Annotated in this window: 21 protein-coding genes, 1 other RNA gene and 2 pseudogenes; 14 read left to right on the top strand and 10 right to left on the bottom strand. The window is 33.7% G+C overall.

Annotated elements, in window-relative coordinates:
• Positions 1-94: 94 nt before the first annotated feature.
• Together ileS and ACQH1V_RS02740 are read right to left on the bottom strand one after the other, a co-directional pair.
• Positions 95-3,316 (bottom strand): isoleucine--tRNA ligase, encoded by a 3,222-nt coding sequence (gene ileS, locus ACQH1V_RS02745; RefSeq protein ID WP_425360709.1) that lies wholly within the window; start codon positions 3,314-3,316, stop codon positions 95-97.
• 25 nt (positions 3,317-3,341) lie between these two features.
• A complete protein-coding gene (locus ACQH1V_RS02740; RefSeq protein WP_375330167.1) occupies positions 3,342-3,971 on the bottom strand; it encodes a COQ9 family protein in 630 nt (209 codons plus the stop codon).
• 107 nt (positions 3,972-4,078) lie between these two features.
• Between ACQH1V_RS02740 and rpsU the strand changes: the two genes are divergently transcribed.
• From rpsU to ACQH1V_RS02725, 3 genes are all read left to right on the top strand, one after another.
• Complete coding sequence (gene rpsU, locus ACQH1V_RS02735; RefSeq protein ID WP_094649364.1) at positions 4,079-4,279, top strand: 30S ribosomal protein S21; 201 nt, start codon at positions 4,079-4,081, stop codon at positions 4,277-4,279.
• A gap of 326 nt (positions 4,280-4,605) precedes the next feature.
• Complete coding sequence (locus ACQH1V_RS02730; RefSeq protein ID WP_425360708.1) at positions 4,606-5,796, top strand: hypothetical protein; 1,191 nt, start codon at positions 4,606-4,608, stop codon at positions 5,794-5,796.
• 398 nt (positions 5,797-6,194) lie between these two features.
• Positions 6,195-7,415 (top strand): aspartate kinase, encoded by a 1,221-nt coding sequence (locus tag ACQH1V_RS02725; RefSeq protein WP_425360707.1) that lies wholly within the window; start codon positions 6,195-6,197, stop codon positions 7,413-7,415.
• A gap of 422 nt (positions 7,416-7,837) precedes the next feature.
• Here the strand turns inward: ACQH1V_RS02725 and ruvX are convergent, their stop codons facing one another.
• Positions 7,838-8,305 carry a Holliday junction resolvase RuvX gene (gene ruvX, locus ACQH1V_RS02720; protein WP_094649362.1) on the bottom strand — a complete coding sequence of 156 codons (468 nt, stop codon included), beginning with the start codon at positions 8,303-8,305 and terminating at the stop codon, positions 7,838-7,840.
• 39 nt (positions 8,306-8,344) lie between these two features.
• Here ruvX and ACQH1V_RS02715 point away from each other — a divergent pair, with 39 nt between their 5' ends.
• Positions 8,345-9,922 carry a phosphoethanolamine transferase gene (locus tag ACQH1V_RS02715; protein WP_425360706.1) on the top strand — a complete coding sequence of 526 codons (1,578 nt, stop codon included), beginning with the start codon at positions 8,345-8,347 and terminating at the stop codon, positions 9,920-9,922.
• Entirely contained in the window at positions 9,915-11,186 is a 1,272-nt protein-coding gene (lpxB, locus tag ACQH1V_RS02710; RefSeq protein WP_425360705.1) for a lipid-A-disaccharide synthase, read from the top strand. Before ACQH1V_RS02715 ends, lpxB begins: the two co-directional genes overlap by 8 nt.
• A 710-nt stretch (positions 11,187-11,896) precedes the next feature.
• On the opposite strand, the gene ACQH1V_RS02705 is transcribed toward lpxB, so the two are convergent.
• Positions 11,897-12,688, bottom strand: coding sequence for an enoyl-ACP reductase FabI (locus ACQH1V_RS02705; RefSeq protein ID WP_341749216.1), 792 nt, complete (start codon positions 12,686-12,688; stop codon positions 11,897-11,899).
• A 112-nt stretch (positions 12,689-12,800) separates the two neighbouring features.
• Here ACQH1V_RS02705 and lnt point away from each other — a divergent pair, with 112 nt between their 5' ends.
• Together lnt and ACQH1V_RS02695 are read left to right on the top strand one after the other, a co-directional pair.
• A complete protein-coding gene (lnt, locus tag ACQH1V_RS02700; protein WP_425360704.1) occupies positions 12,801-14,300 on the top strand; it encodes an apolipoprotein N-acyltransferase in 1,500 nt (499 codons plus the stop codon).
• 220 nt (positions 14,301-14,520) lie between these two features.
• Positions 14,521-15,408 carry an Rpn family recombination-promoting nuclease/putative transposase gene (locus tag ACQH1V_RS02695; protein WP_425360703.1) on the top strand — a complete coding sequence of 296 codons (888 nt, stop codon included), beginning with the start codon at positions 14,521-14,523 and terminating at the stop codon, positions 15,406-15,408.
• A gap of 95 nt (positions 15,409-15,503) precedes the next feature.
• Here ACQH1V_RS02695 and ACQH1V_RS02690 read toward each other — a convergent pair whose 3' ends face one another.
• Both ACQH1V_RS02690 and ACQH1V_RS02685 read right to left on the bottom strand, forming a co-directional pair.
• The gene (locus ACQH1V_RS02690) at positions 15,504-16,190 is read right to left on the bottom strand and encodes a methyltransferase domain-containing protein (protein WP_425360865.1); all 687 of its coding nucleotides are present in this window, start codon (positions 16,188-16,190) and stop codon (positions 15,504-15,506) included.
• A 123-nt stretch (positions 16,191-16,313) separates the two neighbouring features.
• On the bottom strand, positions 16,314-17,009 hold the full coding sequence (locus ACQH1V_RS02685; RefSeq protein WP_410520904.1) for a lytic transglycosylase domain-containing protein: 696 nt from the start codon (positions 17,007-17,009) through the stop codon (positions 16,314-16,316).
• Positions 17,010-17,160: 151 nt separating this feature from the next.
• On the opposite strand from ACQH1V_RS02685, the gene ACQH1V_RS02680 reads away from it, so the two are divergent.
• From ACQH1V_RS02680 to ACQH1V_RS02670, 3 genes are all read left to right on the top strand, one after another.
• Positions 17,161-17,412 (top strand): type II toxin-antitoxin system Phd/YefM family antitoxin, encoded by a 252-nt coding sequence (locus ACQH1V_RS02680; RefSeq protein WP_094649346.1) that lies wholly within the window; start codon positions 17,161-17,163, stop codon positions 17,410-17,412.
• Between the two features lie 386 nt (positions 17,413-17,798).
• A complete protein-coding gene (locus ACQH1V_RS02675) occupies positions 17,799-18,335 on the top strand; it encodes an invasion associated locus B family protein (RefSeq protein WP_157905674.1) in 537 nt (178 codons plus the stop codon).
• A gap of 342 nt (positions 18,336-18,677) precedes the next feature.
• Positions 18,678-19,376, top strand: a complete 699-nt coding sequence (locus tag ACQH1V_RS02670; RefSeq protein ID WP_094649348.1) for a M15 family metallopeptidase — start codon at positions 18,678-18,680, stop codon at positions 19,374-19,376.
• Positions 19,377-19,940: 564 nt separating this feature from the next.
• Here the strand turns inward: ACQH1V_RS02670 and ACQH1V_RS02665 are convergent.
• Positions 19,941-20,771 carry an SDR family oxidoreductase gene (locus ACQH1V_RS02665; protein WP_341749208.1) on the bottom strand — a complete coding sequence of 277 codons (831 nt, stop codon included), beginning with the start codon at positions 20,769-20,771 and terminating at the stop codon, positions 19,941-19,943.
• A gap of 427 nt (positions 20,772-21,198) precedes the next feature.
• Complete coding sequence (locus tag ACQH1V_RS02660; protein ID WP_425360702.1) at positions 21,199-22,203, bottom strand: hypothetical protein; 1,005 nt, start codon at positions 22,201-22,203, stop codon at positions 21,199-21,201.
• A 556-nt stretch (positions 22,204-22,759) separates the two neighbouring features.
• On the opposite strand from ACQH1V_RS02660, the gene ssrA reads away from it, so the two are divergent.
• The 3 genes and pseudogenes from ssrA (at position 22,760) to ACQH1V_RS02645 (ending at position 24,667) form a co-directional block, all read left to right on the top strand.
• Positions 22,760-23,101, top strand: a transfer-messenger RNA (tmRNA) gene (gene ssrA / locus ACQH1V_RS02655).
• A 128-nt stretch (positions 23,102-23,229) separates the two neighbouring features.
• On the top strand, positions 23,230-23,712 hold the full coding sequence (locus ACQH1V_RS02650; RefSeq protein WP_094648880.1) for a ClpXP protease specificity-enhancing factor SspB: 483 nt from the start codon (positions 23,230-23,232) through the stop codon (positions 23,710-23,712).
• Positions 23,713-23,912: 200 nt separating this feature from the next.
• Positions 23,913-24,667, top strand: a pseudogene (locus ACQH1V_RS02645) (IS5 family transposase).
• A 119-nt stretch (positions 24,668-24,786) separates the two neighbouring features.
• On the opposite strand, the gene ACQH1V_RS02640 reads toward ACQH1V_RS02645, so the two are convergent.
• Both ACQH1V_RS02640 and ACQH1V_RS02635 read right to left on the bottom strand, forming a co-directional pair.
• Positions 24,787-25,305, bottom strand: coding sequence for an IS630 family transposase (locus ACQH1V_RS02640; RefSeq protein ID WP_425360021.1), 519 nt, complete (start codon positions 25,303-25,305; stop codon positions 24,787-24,789).
• Positions 25,290-25,640, bottom strand: a complete 351-nt coding sequence (locus ACQH1V_RS02635; protein WP_425360020.1) for an IS630 transposase-related protein — start codon at positions 25,638-25,640, stop codon at positions 25,290-25,292. The genes ACQH1V_RS02640 and ACQH1V_RS02635 overlap by 16 nt, the downstream gene beginning before the upstream one ends.
• 93 nt (positions 25,641-25,733) lie before the next feature.
• Between ACQH1V_RS02635 and ACQH1V_RS02630 the strand changes: the two are divergent.
• A pseudogene (locus ACQH1V_RS02630) lies at positions 25,734-25,835 on the top strand (IS5/IS1182 family transposase); the annotation flags it as partial.
• Positions 25,836-25,851 lie beyond the last annotated feature (16 nt).

Below are 25,851 nucleotides of genomic sequence, written 5' to 3'. Positions count from 1 at the left end.
TGGTTGTCATCCCTAAGAAGGCAGGGAACTAAAAATGCCATGAGGTATAATAGATTCCGCACCGAAGCAGGAATGACAGATTCTCCGTTTAAAGTTAGCTTATGTGCTTAGAAACTCTTGACACTCTTATGCTTATCGTATTTGAATCTAATTCAATATCGGTCATATAGTCTGGCGTAAAATTGCTAGCAAATTCACTTAAGGTTTGTTCGAGAATGAATTTACTATGTTGCTGGACTATTAGCATAAAATCTGGCTTACCAATAATCTCTAGGAAAATTCTGTCATTTATAGCAAAATTAGCATCTTTTCTCGCTTGTTGAATAAAGCGTATTAAATCTCTCGCTATACCTTCTTCGTATAATTCCTGTGTTATTTCCAAATCTAGCAATATTAGCCCCTGATTATTAGCTAAAGATTTTGTACCTTTAGCATTTTTAGGTTGTAAGGCTAGAGAGAATTCATCATTATTCAGCTTCTCTCCGGCTATTATTAGATGCTCAGGAGTAAGTTGCCACTGATTCTTTTTAGAAGCTACTATGATATCTTTGACCTTATGAGGTAGACGCTTACCTAAATTAGGAAAGTTAATCGATAATTTATGATCGGCATAATTTTCTACATCATCTTTATAAATTACCTTTTTAACATTGATTTCATCTTTAATCAATTCTTCAAATTTTATTAATAGCTCATTATTGCTGCTAATGATTGTTAAGCTGCTCAATGGTTGTCTAGTCCGAATATTCTCGCTACTTCTAATGAATAAAGCATTACTACAAATATCTAATATTTGATCCATGGTGCTAACCAAATCATCATCCACTTCTATCTTATCTAGTGTAGGAAAATCTGTCAAATGAACACTAGACTTCCCACAAAACTCTTTTGCAGGAAGTCTACTCTCACCTTTCGGTTCTATCCCGGTGAGTCCCAAATAAATCTCCTCAGAAATTAATGGCAATAAACTAGATTGAGCGGACGACATTATTTTAATACAACTATATAAGGTATTATAAGCATTTTTCTTATCTTGATCTTTCTCACTTTTCCAAAAACGATTTCTACTTCTTCTAATATACCAATTATTTAATACTTCAAAAAAATCGGCAATGTTACTATAGGCTATTTGACTGTCAAAATTATCTAACCCATGCTGAATTTTTTGTACTGATATTTTTAGTTTTGATAAAATATAACGATCTAGCACATTTTGAGAATTAAAGTCTAGTTCAGCTTTGATTTGGTCAGCATTAGCATACATAGTAAAGAAATGGTAGGCATTCCAAATAGGCTTAATAAATAAACGTAAGCTCTCAAAAACCATTTTTCCGTCTTTATCGATCAATAATTCCTGACCTTTAACTATGTTTGTAGAAAGCATAGTGACTCTTAGAGCATCAGAACCATATTTATCAAATAATTCTAATGGATCAGCATAATTATTAAGACGCTTTGATAATTTTTGTCCGGTACTATCTAATATAACTCCATGGCAAATACAATTTAAAAAAGGTGGTTGGTCAAATAAGGCAGTTGACAATACCATTAAAGTATAGAACCAACCACGTGTTTGTGCTGAATATTCCACTATAAAATCAGCAGGAAAATGCTTTTCAAACCAATCTTTATTTTCAAATGGATAATGTACTTGTCCATAAGGCATAGAGCCGCTTTCAAACCAACAATCAAATACATCTTCTATTCGACGCATCATTGACTTACCGGTTGGATCGTCTGGATTTTTTCTAGTTAGCTGATCAATAAAAGGTCGATGCAAATCAACGATTGTTACCCCAAAATCTTTCTCTAGCTCTTCTATTGAACCATACACATCAATTCTAGGATAAGCCGGATCATCCGACTTCCAGACTGGGAGAGGCGTCCCCCAAAATCTATTACGGCTAATTGACCAATCTCTAGCATTTTCTAACCATTTTCCAAATAGATTATCCCTAATATGCAAGGGTATCCAGTTAATTTGCTGATTTAATTCAACCATTCTGTCTTTAAATTCGGTAACTTTCACATACCAAGAAGGAACTGCTTTGTATATAAGAGGGGTATCAGTACGCCAGCAATGCGGATAATTATGAATATATTGCTCAGTTTTAAACCAATTTCCCTGATTTTTTAGCTTAATAATAATTTGATCATTAGCATCAAATATTTGCAAACCGACAAAATCATAAATTTCTTTGGTAAATTTCCCAGCATTATCTACAGGACAAACGAGTTCTATTCCTTGCGATTGACAAAGAATTTGATCTTCCTCACCAAAACCGGGAGCCATATGTACGATACCGGTACCGTCTCCTTCGACGACAAAATCTCCAGAAAGTACTTTGAAACTACCTGGATGATTGGAAAAATAATCGAATAATGGTTGGTAAGTAAGATTCATGTTTAATAAGCACTTACCTTCAATTATATCATAATTTGTGTCAGCACTAAGCCCTAATTCTTTGTGATATTTTTCTAAAGCAAATTTTGCCAAAATATAACAAACCTGACCATTTGGCACTAAAGCATATTCAATATTTGCTCCAATGGCTAATGCCAAATTAGCCGGCAAAGTCCATGGCGTCGTAGTCCATGCCAGCATTCTATACTCATTATACTGCACAGAACCTGGCAATTTCTCATTAAGTACAAAACTTACCGTAACCGCCTTATCAGTTCTCTCTCTATATGAGTTGTCTAGCCTAGTTTCAAAATTGGATAAAGGCGTTTCACATGCCCAAGAATAAGGCATTACCCTCATTGATTCATAAAGAAGCCCTTTATTGTATAATTCTTTAAAAGCCCATAAAACAGATTCCATAAAGGCTTTATCCATAGTTTTATAGGAATTGTCAAAATCCACCCATCTTGCTTGCCTATTAACATATTTCTGCCACTGATCAGCATATTTCATCACCGATGATTGACAATGCTCGTTAAATTTATCAATACCAAAATTGATAATGGCAGTTCTACCAGAAATACCCAACTCCTTTTCTGCTTGCATCTCGGCAGGTAGTCCATGACAATCCCAACCAAAGCGTCGCTCAACTCTTTTGCCTCTACTGGTTTGATAACGTGCATAAACATCCTTGATGAACCCAGTTAGCAAATGTCCATAATGTGGGAGTCCATTGGCAAAAGGGGGTCCATCATAAAATATAAATTCGTTATTCTTATCATTTTTTACTGATGGTCTAGCATCTATAGTTTTTTGAAAAATATTATGCTTTTGCCAATAAGCTAAAATCTTTCTCTCAATTGTTGGAAAATCAACATTAGATTGAATATCTGGGTAGTGTTTTTTAGTCATTATAGTCTCGATTACAGAAAGTATATTATAAAAATAGTCGAATAATTGGTATATCGACAGGGTTTGGTAGCTTTAACATATTCTTACATTTAGAGGATATAGTTATGATATTGGATAAAGATTTAGTAATATATTTATCAGTATCTATATTATCTTCTGACTCATCTTGAATGTAATAGAGTATTGAAGTTATATAAACACTGAGTAACAGACCTCTCTTAGTATAATAATTATAATCTATAGACTTATCGCCTGCATAACGCCAAATTAAGTCACAAGTACGAAAGGCTGTTTTTGTTGCGAATATGCTGTTTGATGGTACGGCAAAATAACTACGATTCCTCAAATGTACAAGTTTAGCTATACCATCTTTTATTCTGATTTTTAAGGCTAAATCAATTCTATCCCTTATTTTAATCGGAGTTTCCTGCTGAGATAATAACTCCAGCATTTTCTGGTCTTGCCAGCTTTCAAAAAAATCAACTATTTCCCTTATCCCCTCAGGAAAAATTATATGGCAATATCCTTTAACAAAACCACATTCTGTTTCCGTATCTGCTAATAATTTATCATTCCACTCGTTAAAAACTAGCAGTTTTGCTAAAGTCTGTACAAATTGTACTTTTAAACTATGATATTTCTCTTCAATAGTCATAAATGCATCTTTTAATATTGACATATATCTTGACATATACATTTAGTATATAGATAATGTTCATATCATTCAACAATCTAATTTGCACGAAAAGGGGGTAATTAAAAGTGATACTAGTAAATGTTCATGCTGGGAATGGTGAGCAAGCAATTAAAAATTTGAAAAGAAAAATGCAAAGAGAGCTTGTTTTTCGTTCAATGAAAATGTCTCGTTTCTATGAACCTCCTTCAGTAAAACGTGTCCGTAAGGATCAAGAAACAGAAAGAAGGAAGAGAAAAGTTGCTCGTAAACAAATGATGGAAGGTTAAGCGAGCTTAATGTTCTTGGATTGCTTCGTTAGCTACGCCTCCTCGCAATGACTGTTTTTATCTCTCAACGTCACGTCATTGCGAGATCACATAGTGGTCGTGGCAATCCAAACATTAGATAAATCTGGATTGCTTCGTCGACCTAAGGTCTGGTCTCCTTGCAATGAAGCTTATATGCTTCAGTGTGGAATCTATATCCCGTACTGAAGCATGAATGACATTTTTTCTTTCTTATAAGCAAATCTAAGGTTAATATTTGAGATATTATGATTATTAGAACATATTCTTGCTACATTTTTTTTATAGGTTTAATAATATCATCTTTTATGCTCCACACCCACGCAGCTGAAACAAAGAAAGCTAATTTGTATATCATAAGCGATAAAGCTTTTGTTGGGGATCGTAGTCAATTACTAGGAGTAGCAAGAGAAAGTGAGAAGTACTTTAAAAGTAGGTCTATTACCCTAAATGTTGAGGAGTACGATAAATCGCAATTAGAAACCGTTAAGGATCAAATTAGCAATAACAAAAATCTTACTATTATAGTTTCAGTTGGTTATTACGGCATAGAATTAATAACTAAATTAAAGTCATATCCTGAACTGGCAAAGAAGATTATCGCAGTACATCTTTCTCACCAACTATTAGATAATGGTACTTTATCACACAAGCAACTTGTCCAAGAAAAACGTGATGATTTCTTTGGTGCAGACATAATAGCCTTACCTAGCCATGCATTAGATAAGCAAAATACTAAGCTTACTGGTGTGAACACTATACTCCTTAATACTAATGGGGTAGCACACAATATGCAACTATCTGATATTGAATCAGAATATGCTGCATTTAAATCTATGTTCTCTTCCTTCGATAAGCCCTCTGATAAATTTTTAGCAGTGATTTTAGCAGGGGATGTACCAGAAAATGGTACATATCATTGCTATACAGGTAAAGAAGCAAAGAAGTTAGCTGAATATGTTAGTAATCTTGTACTAAAAAACAATTATTTTGTATTAGTATCTAATGGACCACGTACAGGAAAATATGATTGTCAACATAATAAAGAACTTAGTGTACATGAAAAAGATAGTATAATGGATGTGGTAACGTCAAGTTTCCAAGAAATTCTACAAAAAAATCGTGTGCCATTTAAATTATTTGACTTCAAGAAAGGGCAACCAAGTATGTATAAGGCTATTCTTGGAGCTGTTTTATACAACAAGCATAGCTTGATTATAGTACCAGGTGAATCTACTTCTATGGTCTCAGAAACCGTAGATATGTTACCTGCTAAAACTGTTACAGTGTATTATAACTCTACAATGAATGAAACCCATAAAAGACACATAAAAAACGAGTTTAATGAAGGAAGAGTATCAATTATTGATGAGAATATGCATCTTCATTTACCTAATAATACACGAGCTAAGTATTATTCTGCTAGCGAGAATATAGCTAAGGGTATATATACTTTATGGCATACTCGTACAGTTGCTATCCCAAAGGTTATTAAATAGACCTGTCTGCTCAAATGATTTAAAGAATGGGATTTGAAAATGATGAATAAGAATCTGTTCGCCAAGCGTCTATTAGCGAGGAGTCGCTTTGCAGTGATGCGGCAATCTAAGTCTATACTAACTTGTCGATTGATTCGTTGGCTACACCTTCTTGCAATGACTGTTTTTATCTTTCAACGTCACGTCATTGCGAGATCGCATAGTGGTCGTGACAATCCAAACATTAGAATAAATCTGGATTGCTTCGTCGCCACTAAAGTGGCTTCTCGCAATGACGAAAATATTTTGCCAAACGTCATTGCGAGACCACATAGTGGTCGTGGCAATCCATATTTGTTAGATTACTTCTTTGATTCACGCCTTTTTGCAATGACCTTTTAACAACATCTCTTCAATTTATGTCCATAATAGTTCAAAAATTTGGCGGAACTTCTGTTGCTAACATTGCAAGAATAAAAGAAATTATTCCCATTATTAAGCTTGAAAAGCAGCATGGTAATCAAGTAATAATTGTAGTTTCAGCTATGGCTGGTGTTACCAATCAACTAGTTACTTTATGCAATGAGGTTTCTAGTCTTAAGACTAGTTCACAACTGGCAGAATATGATGCTGCCCTTTGTAGTGGAGAGATGGTAACAGCCTCCTTACTTGCCCTTGAGCTACAACAACAAGGCATAGATGCAAGGTCTGTGCTAGCATGGCAATTACCAATCTTAACCAATGATAATTATAGCAAAGCTTTGGTTGAGCAAATCTCTACTAGTTTATTAACAGAATGTATTAAACAAGACATCATCCCGGTAGTTGCTGGATTTCAGGGTATCAGTAATAATAATAGGTTAGCAACGCTTGGTCGAGGAGGATCCGATACTACTGCCTCGTTAATTGCAGCTGCTATGCAAGCTGATAGATGTGATATATACACTGATGTAGAAGGGGTTTTTACTGCTGATCCACGAATTGTTCCTGGAGCAAAGAAATTATCACAGATTAGTTTTGAGGAAATGCTGGAATTTGCATCTTGTGGAGCGAAAGTGTTGCATCCACGCTCCTTAGAAGCGGCTATTAGATATAACGTACCCATACGCGTTTTATCGTCGTTCTCACTACCATTATACCATGAAGATAGTGGTACACTAATAACATCTAGAGAAAAAATTATGGAAAATAAAAAAATTACCGGCATTACTTCCAACAAAAATTTATTAAAATTAGTAGTAAATTCCACTCAATTAAATTTTTCTAAGATATGCAACCTGATCACTAACCATAATATTCACCTAGAATTAATGGAAAATATCGAGGAATATCGACAATATAGCTTTATTATCCAATTATCCGATAAAAATAAATTACAGCATTTGCTAGATGATCTAAAGAATGCTAATCAGATAAATAATTTTATTATCGATAGCCAAATTTCTATAGTATCGATTATTGGTCACGGCATTAAAAATGACCATAATTTTCTTGATATGGTATTAACTGAACTGGAAAAACAAAATATATCAGTGAAAATGATACAAATTTCAGAAATTAAAATTTCTCTGCTAATAAAAGACCTTGACACTGAAAAAACTATACGTTGCTTGCATCAACTATTTGAACTAGATAAATAGTTTTAGGTAGATTTTTGTCATTGCAAGACCATGTATAGTCAATTGATGAGAAGTTGGTGACGTCGTCACTCAATGCTCGCCTATTATAGTGAATTAACTTGAATTGGCAACGGTATAAATCCGATTAGTATTTTAGCATCAGCGTCATTGCGAGGAGCTACTTTAGTAGCGACGAAGCAATCCAAAAAACGATTAAAATGGATTGCCACAACCTACTTGCGTGGTCTCGCAATGACGTATATGTACTCCATTAGTACCAACTTCTCATCAATATACTATTAGAGCTCTTGCATAACCTAAAGATAATTGAGGAATTTTTAGGAAAAACGAAGTCGAGTACCGCAGCGTACTAAGATGTACGTGAGGAACGGAGACGAGTTTTGACAACAAAATTACCAATTAGATTAGGTTATGCAAGAGGTCTATTGAAGTTTCTTAATAGAATCTAAAGTAGTCTCTAAAATCATACTTGCTGCAATTGAGTCATCTTTTTGGTTACGTTCTCGTCTTTTAACTCCTAACGATTTTAATAAGTTATTGGCAGCAAGGGAAGTAAGCCTTTCATCTTGTAGATATATAGGAAGATTTGTTGCAGAACTTAATGTTGCACTGAATTTTAATACAATTATAGTTTGCTCACTAGAGTTACCATTCATACTAATAGGCAAACCTATGACTATACCACAAATAGAATAAGTTGCGACTAAATCTAATATTGACTTAATCTTTTTTTCTTCTATCGTTTCATAAATAGTTTTTAGTGGCATAGCAATAGTCTGTTCTTGATTTGAAATAGCGATGCCTGTTTTCCGTATTCCATAATCTATGGCAATAATTGGTCTATTAGCTTGTAGAAGCTGAAAAAATTCTTGCAATACTGCTATTATCATGATACCTAAATTACAATTTATACAAAGTACGTGTTTATTATGTCAGAACTAATTCAAAAACACCTAGATAGTAAATTAATAAAACTATCTTTAGTTTTTGCCCTTATTTATTTCATATTTTTTAATTCAGTAGTTTCTTGTTACAAATTCAGCTACTACAAGATAACTTTTTTGAAAGCGATATTGGAGTTGAGTAAAGACTTTTTATATATTTACTTTACTTGCTTTATCATTTTTTTTGGTTTAACTATCCATCGGCTTGTTTTTATAATTGGAGCGATATTTTTATTTATAACAGGGGCAATTGCTAGTTATTACCTATATTTCTTTAAAATTTCTCCTACAAAAGAAATGATGGGTAGTTTTTTCTCCACTGACTTGAATGAACTATACGAAATAATCAGCATCAGGCTGATTGTATGGTTAATTTTTAGTTTGTTTAGCTGTATTTATACAATGAAACACTTCTCTATTTTAGATAGTAAACTATTTGTCACAAAATTACTATCAGCAATTTGTCTTTTAATTTCTGTTAATAATATTATTGCTCCGAAATTCAAGTTGCTAAATAGTTATTTTCCTATTCAATATCTACATAATACATATTTATACTTATCCAATAGTAACAACAAAAGCAGCATGCGTGAGAATATAAGAGAAAAATTTTCTTTTATCGATCAATCTGATCAAAATATTGTAGCTGTAGTTGTTATAGGAGAATCGGCACGATTTGATCATTTTGGTATTAATGGTTATTCCAGGGACACTACACCATATTTAAGCACTGTTGAAAATCTTTTTTCATTTAAAGCACAATCTTCATCTAATCATACATGTATCTCAGTTCCATCTCTTATGTCCCGCCATCCTGCTAAGGATATAGACAAAATTACAGGAGATACAAGTTTTTTATCAATTTTTACCATGCTTGACTTTAATACTAATTGGATTGGTACTCAAAGTTTGGTGCAATATTTTAAAAGTAAAGACCCATATACAATTTATGATCAGGCTAAGTTTAGTATGCTCCCTGGTGGTTCGGTTCTATTAACAAGGCTGGATCATGATGAGAAAATGTTACCTTATATTAAAAATATTGTAGATTCTTCTGCTACTAAAGATGTCTTAATTGTTCATACAAGTGGTAGTCATTGGAAATATTCTGCTAGATATCCTAAAGAATTCGAAAAATTTACTCCTAAATGTAATTCTACTACTATGGTAGATCAAAGCACTTGTGATCCTATACAGTTAGTTAATGATTACGATAATACTATTTTATATACTGATTTTTTTTTATATAGCGTGATAGATTTATTAAAAAATAGCAACGCTATTTTAATGTATGTTTCTGATCACGCTGAATCTTTAGGCGAGCATGGTTATTATGGTCACGGTGGTCCGATGATTCCAGAACAAACTACTGTGCCTTTCTTAGTTTGGGTATCAGATGAATTTAAAAAAAAACATCCTGACTTAGTGAATTCTATAGCCAGTCATTTAGATACTGAGATTAGTCATGACTATGTATTTCATTCGATTCTTGATTGTGTTGGTATCCGTTCGGCAGTGATTAAAAAGAACTTAAGTCTATGTAGTAAGAAGTCAAATGGTTAAGATTTATCTAATTGCTGGCGAAATATCAGGAGATTTTATAGGGAGTCGTTTGATGCAAAGCCTAAAAAATCTCTATAAATTGGAGGAAATGCAATTAGAGTTCGTTGGTATTGGCGGCGATAAGATGCAACAAGCGGGATTGCACCATAGCCTTTTCCCGATTAGTCAAATAAATCTTATGGGCTTCGTCGAAATTATACCACATATTTTTAGGCTCACTAAGTTAATTCAACAAACTATTGACGATATTATTCAACATAATCCAGATTTATTAATTACCATAGACTCACCAGGCTTTACTTATAGGGTGGCAAAGAAGGTTCGAGAAATTAGACCTAACTTAAAGATCATGCATATTGTTGCCCCATCAGTCTGGGCATACAAACCTTCTCGAGCTATGAAATACGCTAAAATTTACGATTGTTTGTTAGCTTTGCTGCCATTTGAGCCGCCATATTTCCAAAAAGTTGGGCTAGATTGTCGGTATATTGGTCATCCAATATTAGAACAGTATTTTTATGATGATAAAGATAAACAACAGTTAAAGCAGAAATTACAAATACCTATTCATTCAAAATTATTATGTGTTACTTGCGGTAGTCGTAAAGGTGAGATAATAAGGCATGCCCCTATCTTTATAGAAGCAATTAATTTATTAGCAAAGCAGTTCCCTAATATTCAAGTGATATTTGTCCTGGCCGATCCTAGTCATCAGTCTTTAATTAAAGCGTTTTTATCAGATGCAGCATTCAATTACCAGTTCTCAAGTGATCGGCTTAAGATTTTTGCTGCCTCTGACCTTGCTTTAGCAAAATCTGGTACTAATACTTTAGAAATTGCTGCTTGTAATACGCCAATGGTTGTTGCATATAAATTAAATATCGTAAGTTTTTTTCTAATAAAATTATTAATAAAAATACCTTACATTTCTTTGATTAATATTGTTGCTAATAAGGAAATTTTACCAGAATTAATTCAATTTAACTGTACTAAATCAAATATAGCAGCAAGGCTTACATCATTATTAGTTGATGAAAAAAAAACAGATGAACAACTAAGAGAAAGCCAAAAAATCTTAAGGGAGTTAGGCTTTCAAGGTTCTATAGTCAATTCAGGGGAATTGGGTAGCAGGAACGATGGAGCGATGCCTATAAGTAATAGACGAGCATTGAGCGACGACGTCACCAACTTTTCATCAATTGACTCTAATAGTTCTTCAAATGTGGCAGCCCATATTATCAAGTTAGAGTGTTTAACTCGATAATAGACCTCTTGCATAACCTAATCTAATTGGTAATTTTGTTGTCAAAACTCGTCTCCGTTCCTCACGTACATCTCAGTACGCTGCGGTACTCGACTTCGTTTTTCTTAAAAATTCCTCAATTATCTTTGGGTTATGCAAGAGGTCTAATCAAGTTTTTTGCAGAGCTTATAAATAGTAGGTTGTTCGAAGGAAATTTGAATATATCCGAGTCACAACATCTATTTTTAAACGCAAAATTTGTTATTCCCGCGTAGGCGGGAATCTAGACCCCTGCTTTCGCAGGGGTGACACTAAGTTAAGCAGGGATGACAATTTATAACGTGGAAATTACAACTCTTTTGTTTATAGTCAATTTACCTGAATTAGTGCCGAATAAGCACCCATCATGCTGTCATTGCGAGACCATTTAATGGTCGAAGTAATCCATTTTGGTTACTTTTGTGGATTGCTTCGTCGGTCTGGCGACCACAACTGTTGAAAGTTAGAAGAGGAAGAGGTTTTAGACCGAATAGTTTAAAAGTCGTATGTGGTCAACGTCATTGCGAGAAAGACCGCAGGTCGACGAAGCAATCCATAAAAGTAACCAAAGATGGATTGCCACGACCACTACGTGGTCTCGCAATGACAGAAAACCTATCTAAAACCCTCTTTACCTTCTAACTTTCAACAGTTGTGGTCTGGCGACCTCCTCGCAATGACGAAGCAATGAGTTACTCGGCTAATACAGTTCCTATTATAGTGTTAAACCCACAATCTACATAATGTATCTCACCGGTAACTCCCGATGATAAGCTACTTAGCAGGTATAAAGCAGACCCTGCAACATCACTAGGCGAAATATTTCTGCGTAACGGTGAAGTAGCCTCATGGGAAGCGAGCATAGTTTTAAAATCACTAATACCGCTAGATGCTAGAGTTTTAATAGGTCCAGCTGATATGGCATTCACTCGGATGTTATTTGACCCCATATCAGTTGCAAGATATCTTACACTGCATTCTAATGCAGCTTTAGCAAGTCCCATCACATTATAATTACGAACCACCTTTTGGGAGCCATAATAAGTTAGAGTCAGGATACTCCCTCCATCTTTCATCAAAGGTTCTGCACGCTTTGCCATAGCAGTTAGAGAATAACATGATATATTCATACTATTAAGAAAATTAGGTAATGTGGTATCTATATATCTACCTTTTAATTCATTTCGATCAGAAAAAGCTATAGAATGAACTAAAAAATCAAGCTTTCCCCATTTTTGTTCAATAAGTTTAAATAAATTATCAAGTGACTGTTCATCGGTTACGTCACATGGAGCAACAAAATTACAACCAATTTCCTCAGCAAGGGGCTTAACGCGTTTTTCAAGCATTTCTCCTTGATAGGTAAGGGCTAAGTCTGCACCATGTTCTTTGGTCATTTGAGCAATAGCCCAAGATATTGACAAATTATTAGCGACGCCTGTAATTAGTCCTTTTTTACCATCAAGTAAACCCACAATTTGCATATATTCTCCATACTTTATAATTAGACCTTGCTCAAACAATAGCATTATGTATATTTTTGTAAATAACTTTTAAAATATAACCAAAGTATAACACTAATAATAGATAGCACTAATGTTTTTATCCAAAATATTTCTACTTATTTCAGGTATGGTTAGCGGTTTAGTTTTTGCTCCAACTTTCTTCGTACCTGGGTTATTTTTCTTGGCACTACTATGTTATCAAGTACAAATTGCTAATAGTTGGCAAGAAGCCTCTATATTAGGCTTTATATTTGGTTTTGGGCATTTTTTAGTCAATATGTACTGGATTAGTATAGGGGTCACTGTTTATATTGATGAATTTTGGTGGGCGATACCATTGGCGTTATTTGGTTTACCAGTTATTCTTGCTTGTTTCATCGCTATAACCTGCGGTTTAGGGTTTTTAGCGAAGAATAATAATTTATATCAGTTTATATTTTGCCTTTATTGGGTATTTTTTGAATGGGTAAGATCATGGATATTTACCGGATTGCCGTGGAATTTACTTGGATACGCTTTTTCATTTTCCGATACTCTCATCCAGTCTTCTAGTATTATAGGAATATATGGTTTAAGTTTTATTGTAATATATATATCAACTAGTTTTTATCACCTATTTACTAAACAATATAATCTATTAAAAATATTATTAGTGAATTCATTAATAATATTTTCTCTAATAACTTCCTACGGTTTATTAAGGCTACATAACAATCCTAGCGATTTCTCAAATATAAAAGTTCGATTAGTTCAGCCAACTATTCCACAAATTGCTAAATGGGACGTTGAAGAATTTTGGAAAAATTTAAATCTTCATATTGCATTGTCTGAAAAACCAGGTGACGTAGACCTAATTATATGGTCGGAAGCTGCTATGGTAGTACCATATGACTATAAACCAATCAAAAAGAAAATATTAAAGATGCTAGAAAATAAAAAGACCATTTTAATTACTGGTGGTATAACAAATAATGGTAAACAGGGAGATGATTTTGAAATTTATACAAGTTTATACGCTTTAACAAAAGAAGGGGACAAATTATTTGAATATCATAAATCTCATTTAGTGCCATTTGGTGAGTATATGCCTCTTAAATGGATATTACCATTGAAGAAATTAACCCCTGGGTTATTAGATTATACTGAAGGAAGCAAACAATTGGTTAGTATTGACCAACCTGCTATAACCATAAAACCTCTTATTTGTTATGAAGCAATCTTTCCAAATCTCGTTCAAACGAGTAATAAACTTTCAGATGTGATTATTAACGTCACTAATGATACATGGTATGGAAACTCTTCTGGTCCATACCAACATTTACAAATTAGTCGTATGCGTAGTATAGAAAACGGTCTTCCTATGCTTAGAACAGCTAATAATGGTATATCGGCTGTAATAGACCCGGTAGGTAGAATTATTCAACAACGAACTCTCAATGAAGTAGGTTATATAGATAGTTTATTACCAAATAAGCTGAAATATGAAACTTTATACTCCCAATATGGCGATATATGTGCTTTATTAGCAATAATATTTATCCTAGTTAGCTATAGTCAATTGATGAGAAGTTGGGGACGTCGTCACTCGTAGCTCGCCTATTACTTATAGGCGTCGCTCCATCGTTCCTAGCCTCAAATTCCCCTGAATTGACTATAAATGCTCAGTACCCGACAAAAAGATTAAGGAGAGGAAAAAAGAGTGGATAACGCCTAACCAATTGTCTATTTTTCACATTATATTACTTAGTGCTTTATAGTTTTTGTGCTATACTGTTTCTTAGGTACTAATAACTACTAATAGCAGCATATATATGGATAAAATAACTCCTCGCGTGGATTTAGCTTTCAAAAAGATCTTTGGTGTAGAAGAGAATAAGGATTTGCTGATATCCTTGATTAATTCTATCGTTGGACAAGAGGATCAAGTGGCAGAGGTAACTTTGCTTAATCCATATAACCCTAAAAATTTTAAGAATGATAAACTGTCAATATTAGACGTTAAAGCCAAATCTGTTGATGGCAAAAGGTTCAATATTGAGATTCAAATTAGCGACGAAGCTGATTATGATAAGCGAGCTTTATATTACTGGGCTAAATTATATACTGAGCAATTAAAGGTAGCTCAGGACTATTCGACCTTAAGCAAAGCCATTGGTATTCATATACTTAATTTTACTTCTATTCCTAAAGTAGATAAATATCACAATGTTTTCCATATAGTCGAAAAAGATAGTGGCTTGTTATATTTCAAGGACCTCGAATTACATACTATTGAGCTTAATAAGTTTACTGATAATTCTCATGAGGAATTAGCGGATATACTGAAAAAAGTAAAAGACTCTCTAGATATGTGGTTAGCTTTTTTAACAAGACATGACCTACTTAACAAAGATAATTTGCCTAAAGAACTGGACAACATTGCCTTAAAAAAAGCTCTAACAGTGCTAAATGTTATGAACTTTACTGATGAAGAAAGAGAGGCTTATGAAGGCCATCTCAAATGGCTGCGTATCGAAGCTAATACTATCAAGAAATTTGAGGATAAAGGTAGAGCGGAAGGTAAAGAGGAAGGTAGAGAAGAAGGTAGAGCGGAAGAAAGAATATCTATGGCAAAAGAAATGCTATTAAACAATGAGTCGATGGAAAAAATTATTAAATACACTAAGTTAAGTAAATCTCAAATAGAAAATCTAAAATGACTTACGATCTTCAAACTGTTACTGCTCTAAAAATCGACAATTGGTTAGACGTTATCCTCTCCTTAATCTTCTTGTCGTGTACTGAGCTATAAATGTCAATTTAGGAGGTAACAAGTTTTTATGCTATTCTTAGTCGGAGAGGCAATGAAACTAATTATATTAATTTGTTCGGTGAAAGTCGACTTAGTATTACTTAGAATAGAAAGCATTTGCTTTGATATTAGGTTATGAGGGTTTTGCCGTAATGCCCCAGATTCTCCAATATTCTTTAGCTTTCTAATGAAATCTAAAGGACTATTATAGCTTAACTGAATATTTTCATAATCAACGATAATGTCTGTAAATCCTGCCTGTTGTAACAAAGGTGTGACGTGATCAAAATGTATAAAAGGGGAAACATGTTGGAAGTGAGGGCGATTTGTTGCTATTTCAGCTTCGATAAATTTCATTCGTAGTTCCTTTAGGCTGTTACCACCGATAAAATTAGCAATAAATAGACCATCTGGTTTTAAAATACGTTTTATTTGTGACAGAAAATTTTGTACATCATTGATCCAATGTAAACCTAGGGAAAAAGTTACTAGATCAAAACTAGCTGTTTCAAGAGGTAAATTTTCTTCATCAAGCAGCAATTTTGGATTATGCTCAAAGGATTGTAACATAGTATTAGATGCATTAGTCACTACAATTATAGCATAGTTATAGTTCTGCACTAATAGTTTTGTTAATTGACCAGTACGCCCCCCTAAATCTAGAATATGGGGAAATTTTTTATCAATAATACTCAAACGTTCAATAATATCTTCTGCTGCATGTTGAAAAAACCAACATTTAGCGATATTATGAATAACTTTTTCACGGTTAAATTTTAACTTATCACGATCAAATATAATTGTTACCTAAATCTAGCCAGCTCGTGGTAGTGCTACCATAATACCACTCTTATATTTTCTAATATTACTTACAAATGAAGATCTTCGTTTATTTGTTGAGGTCGTTGTAGCTATATTATTAGGGTAATTCCCACTATACATATTAACAGAATTTTTATACAAGTCCATATTGTTAGCAATCTTGATAACATCTTGTTTATATTTATAGCCAAGATCATGAGTAGCTGAATGGTAATAGGCGATGGCTTTGTGCCAACTACCTAACTGATCATATTTAGCTTTGAGAAATTTAGCACCATAAGCAACGTTTTGCTCAGGATCAAAAGCTTGATTTAAGGAGTTAAAAGCATCTGGATGGTGTCTTAGGTTAATTTGCATACATCCTACATCCATCTTTTCTTTGCCTTGAATAATTTGATTTTTTACAAAAGCTATCGCGTCTTTTTTAGTATTAAAATGATACCCTTTCCCCTCAACATTGACAGTCCAAGGCCAAACCACCATGATTTTATGTACAGTATGTTTTTTACCAGATTCTTTTAAAGCTATTGAGTGTAGGATATCAGGAGGAATTTGGTATATTTTTTCGAAGTAAGGAAACATCTTTGAACATTTATGTGATTCAGCAATTTCCGCATCCATATTAGCATATGAATATAAAGGAAAAAGGCAAAACAAATATAGGGCTAATATCAACCTAATGGACATAGTGTTATAAATACGTAATTTTACTTTGTCTTTGTAGCATATTAAAAATCTTTCTACAATACAAGTTATGCTTTAATACATAATATTGTCAGTTTGACTTAATATACGTAATATAGTGTACTTTTTTAGTATAAATTAATGAGAATATATTATGGCTATTTACACTAGTACTCAAGCACGAGCAAAACTATTTACCCTGATCAAAGAGACAAACGAAACACATGAACCAATCTACATAAAAGGAAAACATAACAATGCAGTCATCATATCAGAAGAAGACTACGAAGGATTACAAGAAACTCTGGCTATTTATTCTGTACCTAAATTAGTGGAATCAATACTTGAATCTAGTAACGAACCACTAGAAGAATGTATTAGCCATGAAGAATTTTGGAAGTCATGAGTTATATAGTCAATTTAGAAGAAGTTGATGCTAGGAGCGATGGAGTGACGCATAAACGTCAGTTTAAGAAAATGCGTAAGCAGGGGTCTAGATTCCCGCCTACGCGGGAATTACAACCTATGGATTGCTTCGTCGACCTTACGGTCTCCTTGCAATGACAGTTTCTCAATTGTTGTTTTTTTAAACTGACGCTTATGTGGAACAACGCCTATAAGTGATAGGTGAACATTGAGCGACGACGTCGCCAACTTCTCATCAATTGACTATAGAATTTGAAAGCATGAAATATACCCCCTTATCGACATTTTTTATCACGGATGATTGACAAACATATTAAATTCAGATATATTTTGCTCTTAAATACCAATAATAAATTAGTAAAATTTATGACAAAATGTGTTAAAAAATCATTATTTGTTACAGCCGGTCTTGCTGTAATAGGTTTAGGGTTATTTTTTGGTAATCCTATCAGAGTTGAAGCTGCGGTTAAAGAAGGGCAAGCCTTTTCAGATTGGGTAGTTAAATGCACCACAAGTGCTGATAAAAAACGGATTTGTTTTTTAAATCAGGCTCTTAATTCTACTAAAGATGATAAACAACAGGTGTTGGCTATATATCAAATAGGCTATTTTGGTAGCGGTAAGGAAAGAAATTTAAAAATGATACAAATAATTCCTCCTGACGTTTCTGTTGCTCCAGGTACGTCTATTATCAGTTCCAAAAAATTAGTTGCTCCAGGTAAGTACGTTAATTGCACAAAAGATTCTTGCCAGGCTGTTGCTGATATATCAGACACTGATCTTAAAACCATTTTATCAAGCGATGGTAATCCTATTGTAGGTTTTATGAATTCAGCCGGTCAACAGGTAAATTTGCCATTTTCCACGAAAGGTCTTGAAGAAGGTTTAAAAGCTTTAAAATAGTAATTATCTTGAAGCAATCCAAAAAAGTTATTAAAAGATTACTTCGGAGGCTCTTACGTCCCTCGCAATGACGTTATCTGTCATTGCGAGACCACATAGTGGTCGTGGCAATCCATTTTGGGTCACTTTTTAGATTGCTTCGGAGACTTACACCCCCTCGCAATGATGTTTTTATAAAAAAGATAACTGCTATGGACAACGTCACCAACTTCTCATCAATTGACTATAGCTCAAAATATAATTAATTAGTTATTGCAGGTAGACTCCTAGGACAAAAACAGCAAAAAAAAATCGTCCATTAAAGAGAAATATTTACAAAGCCGTTAATTGAGAAATATACCGATGTTAAACAAAACAACTAATTTGCCTGAAGGCTTTGAGTATCTGGATCAAATAGACCCGACTATAATACAACATATGATGTATTATAGTAATAATAATTTTATAGGAGAACAGATCAGGGGCTATAAAGCTCCTAGAGCTGTGCTAACTAAGGAAGCAGCAATTGCCCTAAAGAATGTTCAGCAAGATATAAAAAATGATAATTACTCTTTGGTAATTTATGATGCTTATAGACCCAAAAAAGCTGTGCAACATTTCGTTAGTTGGGGAGAGGATCATGTTGATCAAAAAATGAAAGAGTATTATTATCCGTATATCAATAAAACTGAAATTTTTCTGTTAGGTTATGTTGCTAAGCAATCACCTCATAGTCGTGGAAGTACGGTAGATTTAACTATTATTGAGCTTGGGAAACAATTACATACCAAGCCTAAAATGAGAAAAAGAATCACAAATGATGGTCGCTCTATACCTTATTTTGATGATAATACGGTTGACATGTATAGTTCTGTAGACCTTATGGATTCAGTATCTTGTCATGATAGTGACCTAATTGATCCACGTTACTTACAAAATCGTAATTATTTACGGGCAAAAATGAAAAAGCATAATTTTGAGGAATATTCTCCTGAATGGTGGCATTATACTTTACAAGACGAGCCTTATAAAGATCAGTATTTTGATTTTGACGTTGAATAATCAGCCCATCAATCAGCGTCATTACGCATAAACCCCATGACAATTTAAAAATTCCAGAAAAGTATAAAACGCTATTAGCGAGACCACTAAGTGGTCGTGGCAATCCACATTCATTAGATTGCTTCGTCGCTACTAAAGTAGCTCCTCGCAATGACGCTTAGCAATCAGCTTTTTTACTCATCATAAGGAAATAAATAAAAAATTGTAGGGTATGCACCTTAGGTGGCGTGGCAATCCATAAATTGTTATTTCTGTGCTTTCTTGTTATCCTTGCTCAACTTAGTGTCATCCCTTGCGAAAGAGATGTCACCCCTGCGTAAGCAGGGGTCTAGATTCCCGCCTACGCGGGAATGATAACCTATGGATTGCTTCGTGACCTTACGGTCTCCTAGTAATGACGATTTTTCAATTATTACCTTCTTAAACTGCCACTTATGAGTGACAACGTCCTCAACTTCTCATCAATTGACTATAGCTCAAAATATAATTAATTAGTTATCCTAGGTAGCCTCCTAGAATCGCAAAAGAACCAGGAAATATTATCACTAAAAATATTTACTATCCCTAATAAGCAGTAGATTCACCCCCATCAAGTAGAATATTTGAGCCATTTAGGTGTACAGACTTATCTGAAATTAAAAAAGATATTAAATTGGCTACATCGTCGGTATGCCCATATGATCTAAGAGGTATAGCCGCTGTGTCCAAAGATAGCTGTGCTTGAAAAGTGGTATTATTCAACTTAGCTTTTTCCTCAATTCTCTTTTTGTGATACTCAGTTAAAATTATACCTGGAGAGACTGCATTAACACGAATTTTACGAACAGCAAAGAATTGTACAAGGTTTTTTACTTCACCTATCCAAGCAAGCCGTAATACATTAGTATTCTGATAATTAGGCAAATAATTTTTAGAACTACTACCTGATATTATAACAATACTACCATTATTTTCGATCTTCTCTCCAAATATACGCACTACTTCAAGTGGAGCAATAAAAGTTTTTTGAAATTCTTCAGACCATTCTTGTGTACTTGGAAAACCATTTTTACGTAATGATGGTCTTGGACCAATCAGCACAACTGCTTTGAGTGATACTCCGTCTGTTTTATTTGCTGCAGCTTTAATAGTTTTAAAATCAGAAAAATCTATTTTTAGTGTTTCAACTTTTGTACTTGGATATTTTGTTTGTAACTTATTTTTGAGAGATTTTAATTTTTTCTCATTTCTGCCAGTGATTAATAAATTATATCCTTCTGATGCCAGAGATAAGCAAATTGCCTCTCCAAATGCACCAGTTGATCCAGTAACTAGCACTGCACTACTTGAACTATCAGCAATAGTATAAGTTGAAAAACAAAATATTAATGTAAAAATAGTAATAAAAATTCTCATATAGCTATTAATTATTCCTTATTAAAGGAAAAAATATACTACAAAGTAATTATGAATCAATAATTTTTCCTGGTTTTGTCGCATCTATAAAAAATGACTAAATTTCTCCTTGAAAACCGCATGGCTTCGTTATCATTTTCTATGATTTTTCATTAGCAACCTATAGGGAATTTATTTTAGCAATGGTATATTATTACGAAGTCAACTATTTACAAAGTAAATTACCTATTATAAAGGCAAATATAGTCAATTCAGGAGAATTGGGTAGCAGGAGAGACGCCTATAAGTAATAGGCAAGCGATGAGTGACGACGTCACCAACTTTTCATCAATTGACTATATAACAAATACAAAAACCTGAAGAATAAAAATTACCATAATATTTCTTCAGGTTTTTGTAATATATGGAAATTTTACTTAAAAAATTCTTACATGTTTAATGTTGCTGAATAATCTTCATCACCAAGAAACGGTACCTCAGTATGATCATTGGCAACCTTTAATTCTAAATTATATTTTTCTGCTTGTAATTCTTCTATGGCTTGTAATTCGTGTTTCTTTAATAGTTCATTTATATCCTGTAATAATTTATTGCTTATCTGATTGTGCTCCAATTTTAGTTCTTGCAAAGTGTTATTGATCTGTAAGGCTTCTGCTAGTTTCTTGGCTCCCTTATCACCTATCTGGTTGCAAAGCAAGTCTATTTTTACCACAGTTTTGTTATTTCTTAAGAAGTCTGCTAGTGCTTTCGCTCCCTTATTGCCTATCTGATTGCAGCCCAATTTTAGTTCTTTCACAGTGCTATTGTTATTTAAGGATTCCACTAGTGTCTTTATTTCCTCATCACCTATATAGCTGTGTATCAAATGTATTTCCGGCACAGTGTTAATTTGCTCTAAGGCTTTATTTAGCCATTTCTTTCCCATTTCACTTCTAGATATCTGGTTTCTAGCCAAATCTATTATCACTGCAGTCTTATCGTTCTTTAAGGCTTGAGATACTTTTAACTTTTCTTCATGGTATGAGTATTCATGCCAAAATACTTCCGTTACATCATGACTGTTCTGTAAGACTTTTATTAGTTCATTCGCCCCCTCATAGCCTATCTGGTTGTGAGACAAATATACTTCTGTCACAGCACTATTGTTCTTTAAGGCTTTTGCTAGTGCCTCAACTCCATCATTACCTATATTGTTGTGAGACAAATCTATTTCTCTTACAGCACTCTTCGGTAAGACTTTTGCTAATGCATATACTCCTTTATTACCTATGCCGGTTGACATCAAATCTATTTTTTTCACAGTGGTATTGTTCTGTAAGGCTTCTGCTAGTTCCTCGGCTCCCTTATCACCTATAACTCTGTAAAACAAATTTATTTCACTAATTTGCTCTCCGTTTTTCAAATCTTGGATAATTTTTTCAAGTGTAGCCATAATTATTTACCTCATAAATTAAAAAATGTTTAATTATTCTAAATAGTTTTTAGTAATTTAATCCAGTTTTTATCCTGGATATAATTGCTAACCTTATAGTGATATTTTATGATTTCAAAGATAAATAAAAATTAATCTTTACAGATAAACTGTATACCAAAGAGTTGAAAAATACAATATATTAAAAATCTATGCTACAGCAAAAATCCTGCCAAATTATAAGGGTAGTGAATGAAATGTAACCTTGACATCTATAGTCAATTGATGAGAAGTTGGAGGCGTTGTTGCTCAATGCCCGCCTATTACTTTATAGGAGTTGCTCCATCGCATAAGCGTCAGCAAGAAAATGAAAGTAGAAAAATAGTCATTGTGAGCCACCTTAGGTAGCGTGGCAATCCATTTTTAATCACTTTTTTGAATTGCTTCGTTGACCTAAGGTCTCTTCACAATAATGGTTTTTCAATTATTATTTTCTTAAACTAACGCCTATATACTCCATCGCTCCTAGCCCCAAATTTTCGTGAATTGACTATATCAGATAGCCCTGGTTGAAATTAGCCTTTACACTCCGTTATAATTGATGTATCATAGAATTGCTGCTTTTGCAGATATGGTAATAAACGTGATTTAGAATAGAGGTTGCGGACCCGGGGGCGGTACCCGGCGCTTCCACCAGAAAGTTGTGGTATATTTGTGAACAATGCTTTATGGGGGCGAAATAGGATCGACGTGCTTAATAAAAAAATTATTTTTACTCGGTATAATTCCGCCGGACCTTGTGTCATTGGGTTAAAAAAAAGAAACGCAAATGATAATGAACGTTTCGTAGGAAATCAAGCACTAGCTGCTTAATCCTACGCGGTTGGGGGCTTAACCGGGCAACAGAAAAAGCCCCGCTTAGTAATTTAATTAGATTAGATTGAGTATTGGCAAACCATCCTGAACTTAGTTTTAGGATGTTCAAAAATATTGAAAATCTAATTCAATAGATTTTACTATTAGTTTTATTTTATTTATTTTATAACTATGAATATCTCATATCAACAATTTCTTAACGAATGCATGTTTGAGTTTGTAAAAAAGATTCTTGCAAGAATTCGTACAGATAAGTTGCAGATGAATCAACTCTTGTATATCTCTTATAGAACTGACAATCCTGCCGTAGTATTATCTTCTAGGATAAAAGAACGTTATCCAGAAGAAATAACTATAGTAATGCAATATCAATTTGAGGATTTAACTGTAGGGGATAATGGCTTTTCCGTAACAGTTAGTTTTGATGGCATCAAAGAAACGATTAATGTACCATTTGATTCTCTGATCAGTTTTATTGATCCTAATAGTGGTTATAGCCTAAAATTTAAGCCAGAAATAATCAAATCTAATCAATTATCAGACGCAAAAAAAAGAGAAATAATTAAGAGAACTGTTGATTCTAGAAGTAAATCTAATTCAGTAGATAATATAATAGTTTTGGATAAATTTCGAAAACCTCGTAAACCCGTGTAGAATTTATGAATGTCAACGAAGCTTCTGTTTGCCTTACACCCGTTCGATTTAATATCATTCCTGCTTAACTTGGTGTTATGCTTGCTCAACTTAGTGTCATACCTGCTTTGATGCGGTATCTAGGGCGTGTCATCAATTAAGTTGACATAAATATTAGGATGAGACCAATTAGATATTGGTAAAAAATAAGAAGGTGACCAATGCGCAGATATGCTTTAAGAGATGATCAATGGGAAAGGATAAAGGATATTTTACCTGGAAAAGAAGGAGACGTAGGAGGCAAGTGCCAAAGATAATAGATTATTCGTAGAAGCTGTATTATATAGATATCGTGCTGGTATACCGTGGAGAGACTTACCAGAAAGATTTGGAGATTTTAGAGTAATTCATACAAGACATACACGTTGGAGCCAAAAAGAGGTATGGAAGAAGGTTTTTGAACTACTTGCACAAGATGCAGATAATGAATATAGTATGATTGATTCAACGATTGTTAGAGTACATCAACATAGTGCCGGAGCTAAAAAAACATAGTAGATGACCAAGCAATAGGTCGTAGTAAAGGCGGTTTATCAACTAAAATTCATGCAACTGTTGATGCTTTAGGAAATCCGACAGCTTTTCATTTAACCCCTGGTCAGTCGCATGATTTACAAGGTTCTGATGCTTTAATGGAAACTTTGACAAAAGCGGATACCGTAATTGCAGATAAGGCTTATGATGCTGAAGCAAGAATGAGGAATAAGATAAGAATTGCACTCCTGTAATTCCATCCAAGAAGAATCGTAAATTTCCTATAGAATATGATATAGAGCTTTATAAGTATCGTCATTTAATTGAAAATTTTTTTGCAAAACTTAAACAATCTCGAGGCATTGCTACGCGTTATGATAAACTAGCTCAGAATTTTCTGGGAGCAATTTATTTGGCTTCTTCTGTAATATTACTTAATTGATGACACGCCCTAGCTGAGCAAAAAATTATTAGTCAATCAGGCTATTCTTATTTATGGTAATATCTTGAGTCCATTGCCTTAATAGGGCGCGATGTGGTTCTATAGTTAAACCCATAAAATTAGGTGACAAAGAACATAGTAATAATTTCAAATAATTTGCTGGTTTCTGTTACCTTATTTTTAATCCATCGTTTCATATTAGCCCAAAACTTCTCTATGGGATTTAAGTCTGGTGAATATGGCGGTAAAAAAATAAGCTTGCAACCAACTGATTCTATTAATTCCTTTGTTTTCTTTGATTTATGGAAACTAGCATTATCCATCACTACAACTTGTCCTGCTTTTAACTCTTTAATTAAAAACTTCTCAACCCAATTATTAAATAACTCTGTATTGCACGTTCCATTAAAAACAAAAGGAGCTATTGATTGATTGTTTACCAAGCCAGCTATGATATTAGTTCTTTGATAGTGTTTCCCACTCTTCTTTCCAATCAGTAATTCTCCTGTTTTACTCCAGCCTCTATCTTGGCAAATACCTGTATCTATACCGCTTTCATCAATATGCACTATTTGCCCTTTATCATATTTATTGATCTCTTCTAAATATTCAGCTCGTCTGTCTACACTTGACTCCATGTAGGTAAAGGTTTTTTTTTATAACTAAAACCTAGCTGTTTTAATATCCTTCCAGTTTGAGACCTCGCAATTCCAAACTCTTTACCAATATCTTGTAATCTCATATTTGGATTATTTCTTACAAAATTTGCTAACTTTTGCTTATCAACTTTACTTTTAAAACCTACTCTAGCTTTTGCTAATATCGTTCCTTCCTTTCTCTTCCTTACGTTCCAGCGACTAATTGTATTTTTATGTATATCGAATATCTTGGCAGCCGCTCTTTGACTATTACCTTTTTCTATATAACTTATTACTTTTTTTCTTAAATCTTTACTATATGGGCTTGTTGACATTTTTTCTCTTATTTATACCATATAATGTCATCTAATTCAACGGGTTTAACTATAACGAGGGGCGTAATAGGTGACTATTAAGTCTACTCCCCTAAAATCAAACATTTTAGGCGTATATTTTCTAGGTTTGATAAAGCCCCAGCCACCTTTTTAGCCTTTCTAAATTTTGTTGGAGCTTTAATATGGTTACGTTAAAAATTTTGTCAACAGA

It is taken from the genome of Candidatus Tisiphia endosymbiont of Ceraclea dissimilis (assembly GCF_964030735.1).
In the GTDB taxonomy this organism is placed as follows: domain Bacteria; phylum Pseudomonadota; class Alphaproteobacteria; order Rickettsiales; family Rickettsiaceae; genus Tisiphia.
This window is presented reverse-complemented; position numbering and strand designations above follow the sequence as displayed.

Bases quoted from the DNA above. Each gene is read 5' to 3' on its own strand.
- ACQH1V_RS02675 (WP_157905674.1), top strand. From the start codon at position 17,799: ATGACAAAATGTGTTAAAAAATCATTATTTGTTACAGCCGGTCTTGCT.
- ACQH1V_RS02650 (WP_094648880.1), top strand. From the start codon at position 23,230: ATGAATATCTCATATCAACAATTTCTTAACGAATGCATGTTTGAGTTT.
- ACQH1V_RS02640 (WP_425360021.1), bottom strand. From the start codon at position 25,305: ATGGAGTCAAGTGTAGACAGACGAGCTGAATATTTAGAAGAGATCAAT.
- ileS (WP_425360709.1), bottom strand. From the start codon at position 3,316: ATGACTAAAAAACACTACCCAGATATTCAATCTAATGTTGATTTTCCA.
- ruvX (WP_094649362.1), bottom strand. From the start codon at position 8,305: ATGATAATAGCAGTATTGCAAGAATTTTTTCAGCTTCTACAAGCTAAT.
- lnt (WP_425360704.1), top strand. From the start codon at position 12,801: ATGTTTTTATCCAAAATATTTCTACTTATTTCAGGTATGGTTAGCGGT.
- ACQH1V_RS02635 (WP_425360020.1), bottom strand. From the start codon at position 25,640: ATGTCAACAAGCCCATATAGTAAAGATTTAAGAAAAAAAGTAATAAGT.
- lpxB (WP_425360705.1), top strand. From the start codon at position 9,915: ATGGTTAAGATTTATCTAATTGCTGGCGAAATATCAGGAGATTTTATA.
- ACQH1V_RS02660 (WP_425360702.1), bottom strand. From the start codon at position 22,203: ATGGCTACACTTGAAAAAATTATCCAAGATTTGAAAAACGGAGAGCAA.
- ACQH1V_RS02715 (WP_425360706.1), top strand. From the start codon at position 8,345: ATGTCAGAACTAATTCAAAAACACCTAGATAGTAAATTAATAAAACTA.
- ACQH1V_RS02730 (WP_425360708.1), top strand. From the start codon at position 4,606: ATGCTCCACACCCACGCAGCTGAAACAAAGAAAGCTAATTTGTATATC.
- ACQH1V_RS02695 (WP_425360703.1), top strand. From the start codon at position 14,521: ATGGATAAAATAACTCCTCGCGTGGATTTAGCTTTCAAAAAGATCTTT.
- ACQH1V_RS02740 (WP_375330167.1), bottom strand. From the start codon at position 3,971: ATGACTATTGAAGAGAAATATCATAGTTTAAAAGTACAATTTGTACAG.
- ACQH1V_RS02680 (WP_094649346.1), top strand. From the start codon at position 17,161: ATGGCTATTTACACTAGTACTCAAGCACGAGCAAAACTATTTACCCTG.
- ACQH1V_RS02685 (WP_410520904.1), bottom strand. From the start codon at position 17,009: ATGTCCATTAGGTTGATATTAGCCCTATATTTGTTTTGCCTTTTTCCT.
- ACQH1V_RS02705 (WP_341749216.1), bottom strand. From the start codon at position 12,688: ATGCAAATTGTGGGTTTACTTGATGGTAAAAAAGGACTAATTACAGGC.
- ACQH1V_RS02725 (WP_425360707.1), top strand. From the start codon at position 6,195: ATGTCCATAATAGTTCAAAAATTTGGCGGAACTTCTGTTGCTAACATT.
- ACQH1V_RS02670 (WP_094649348.1), top strand. From the start codon at position 18,678: ATGTTAAACAAAACAACTAATTTGCCTGAAGGCTTTGAGTATCTGGAT.
- ACQH1V_RS02665 (WP_341749208.1), bottom strand. From the start codon at position 20,771: ATGAGAATTTTTATTACTATTTTTACATTAATATTTTGTTTTTCAACT.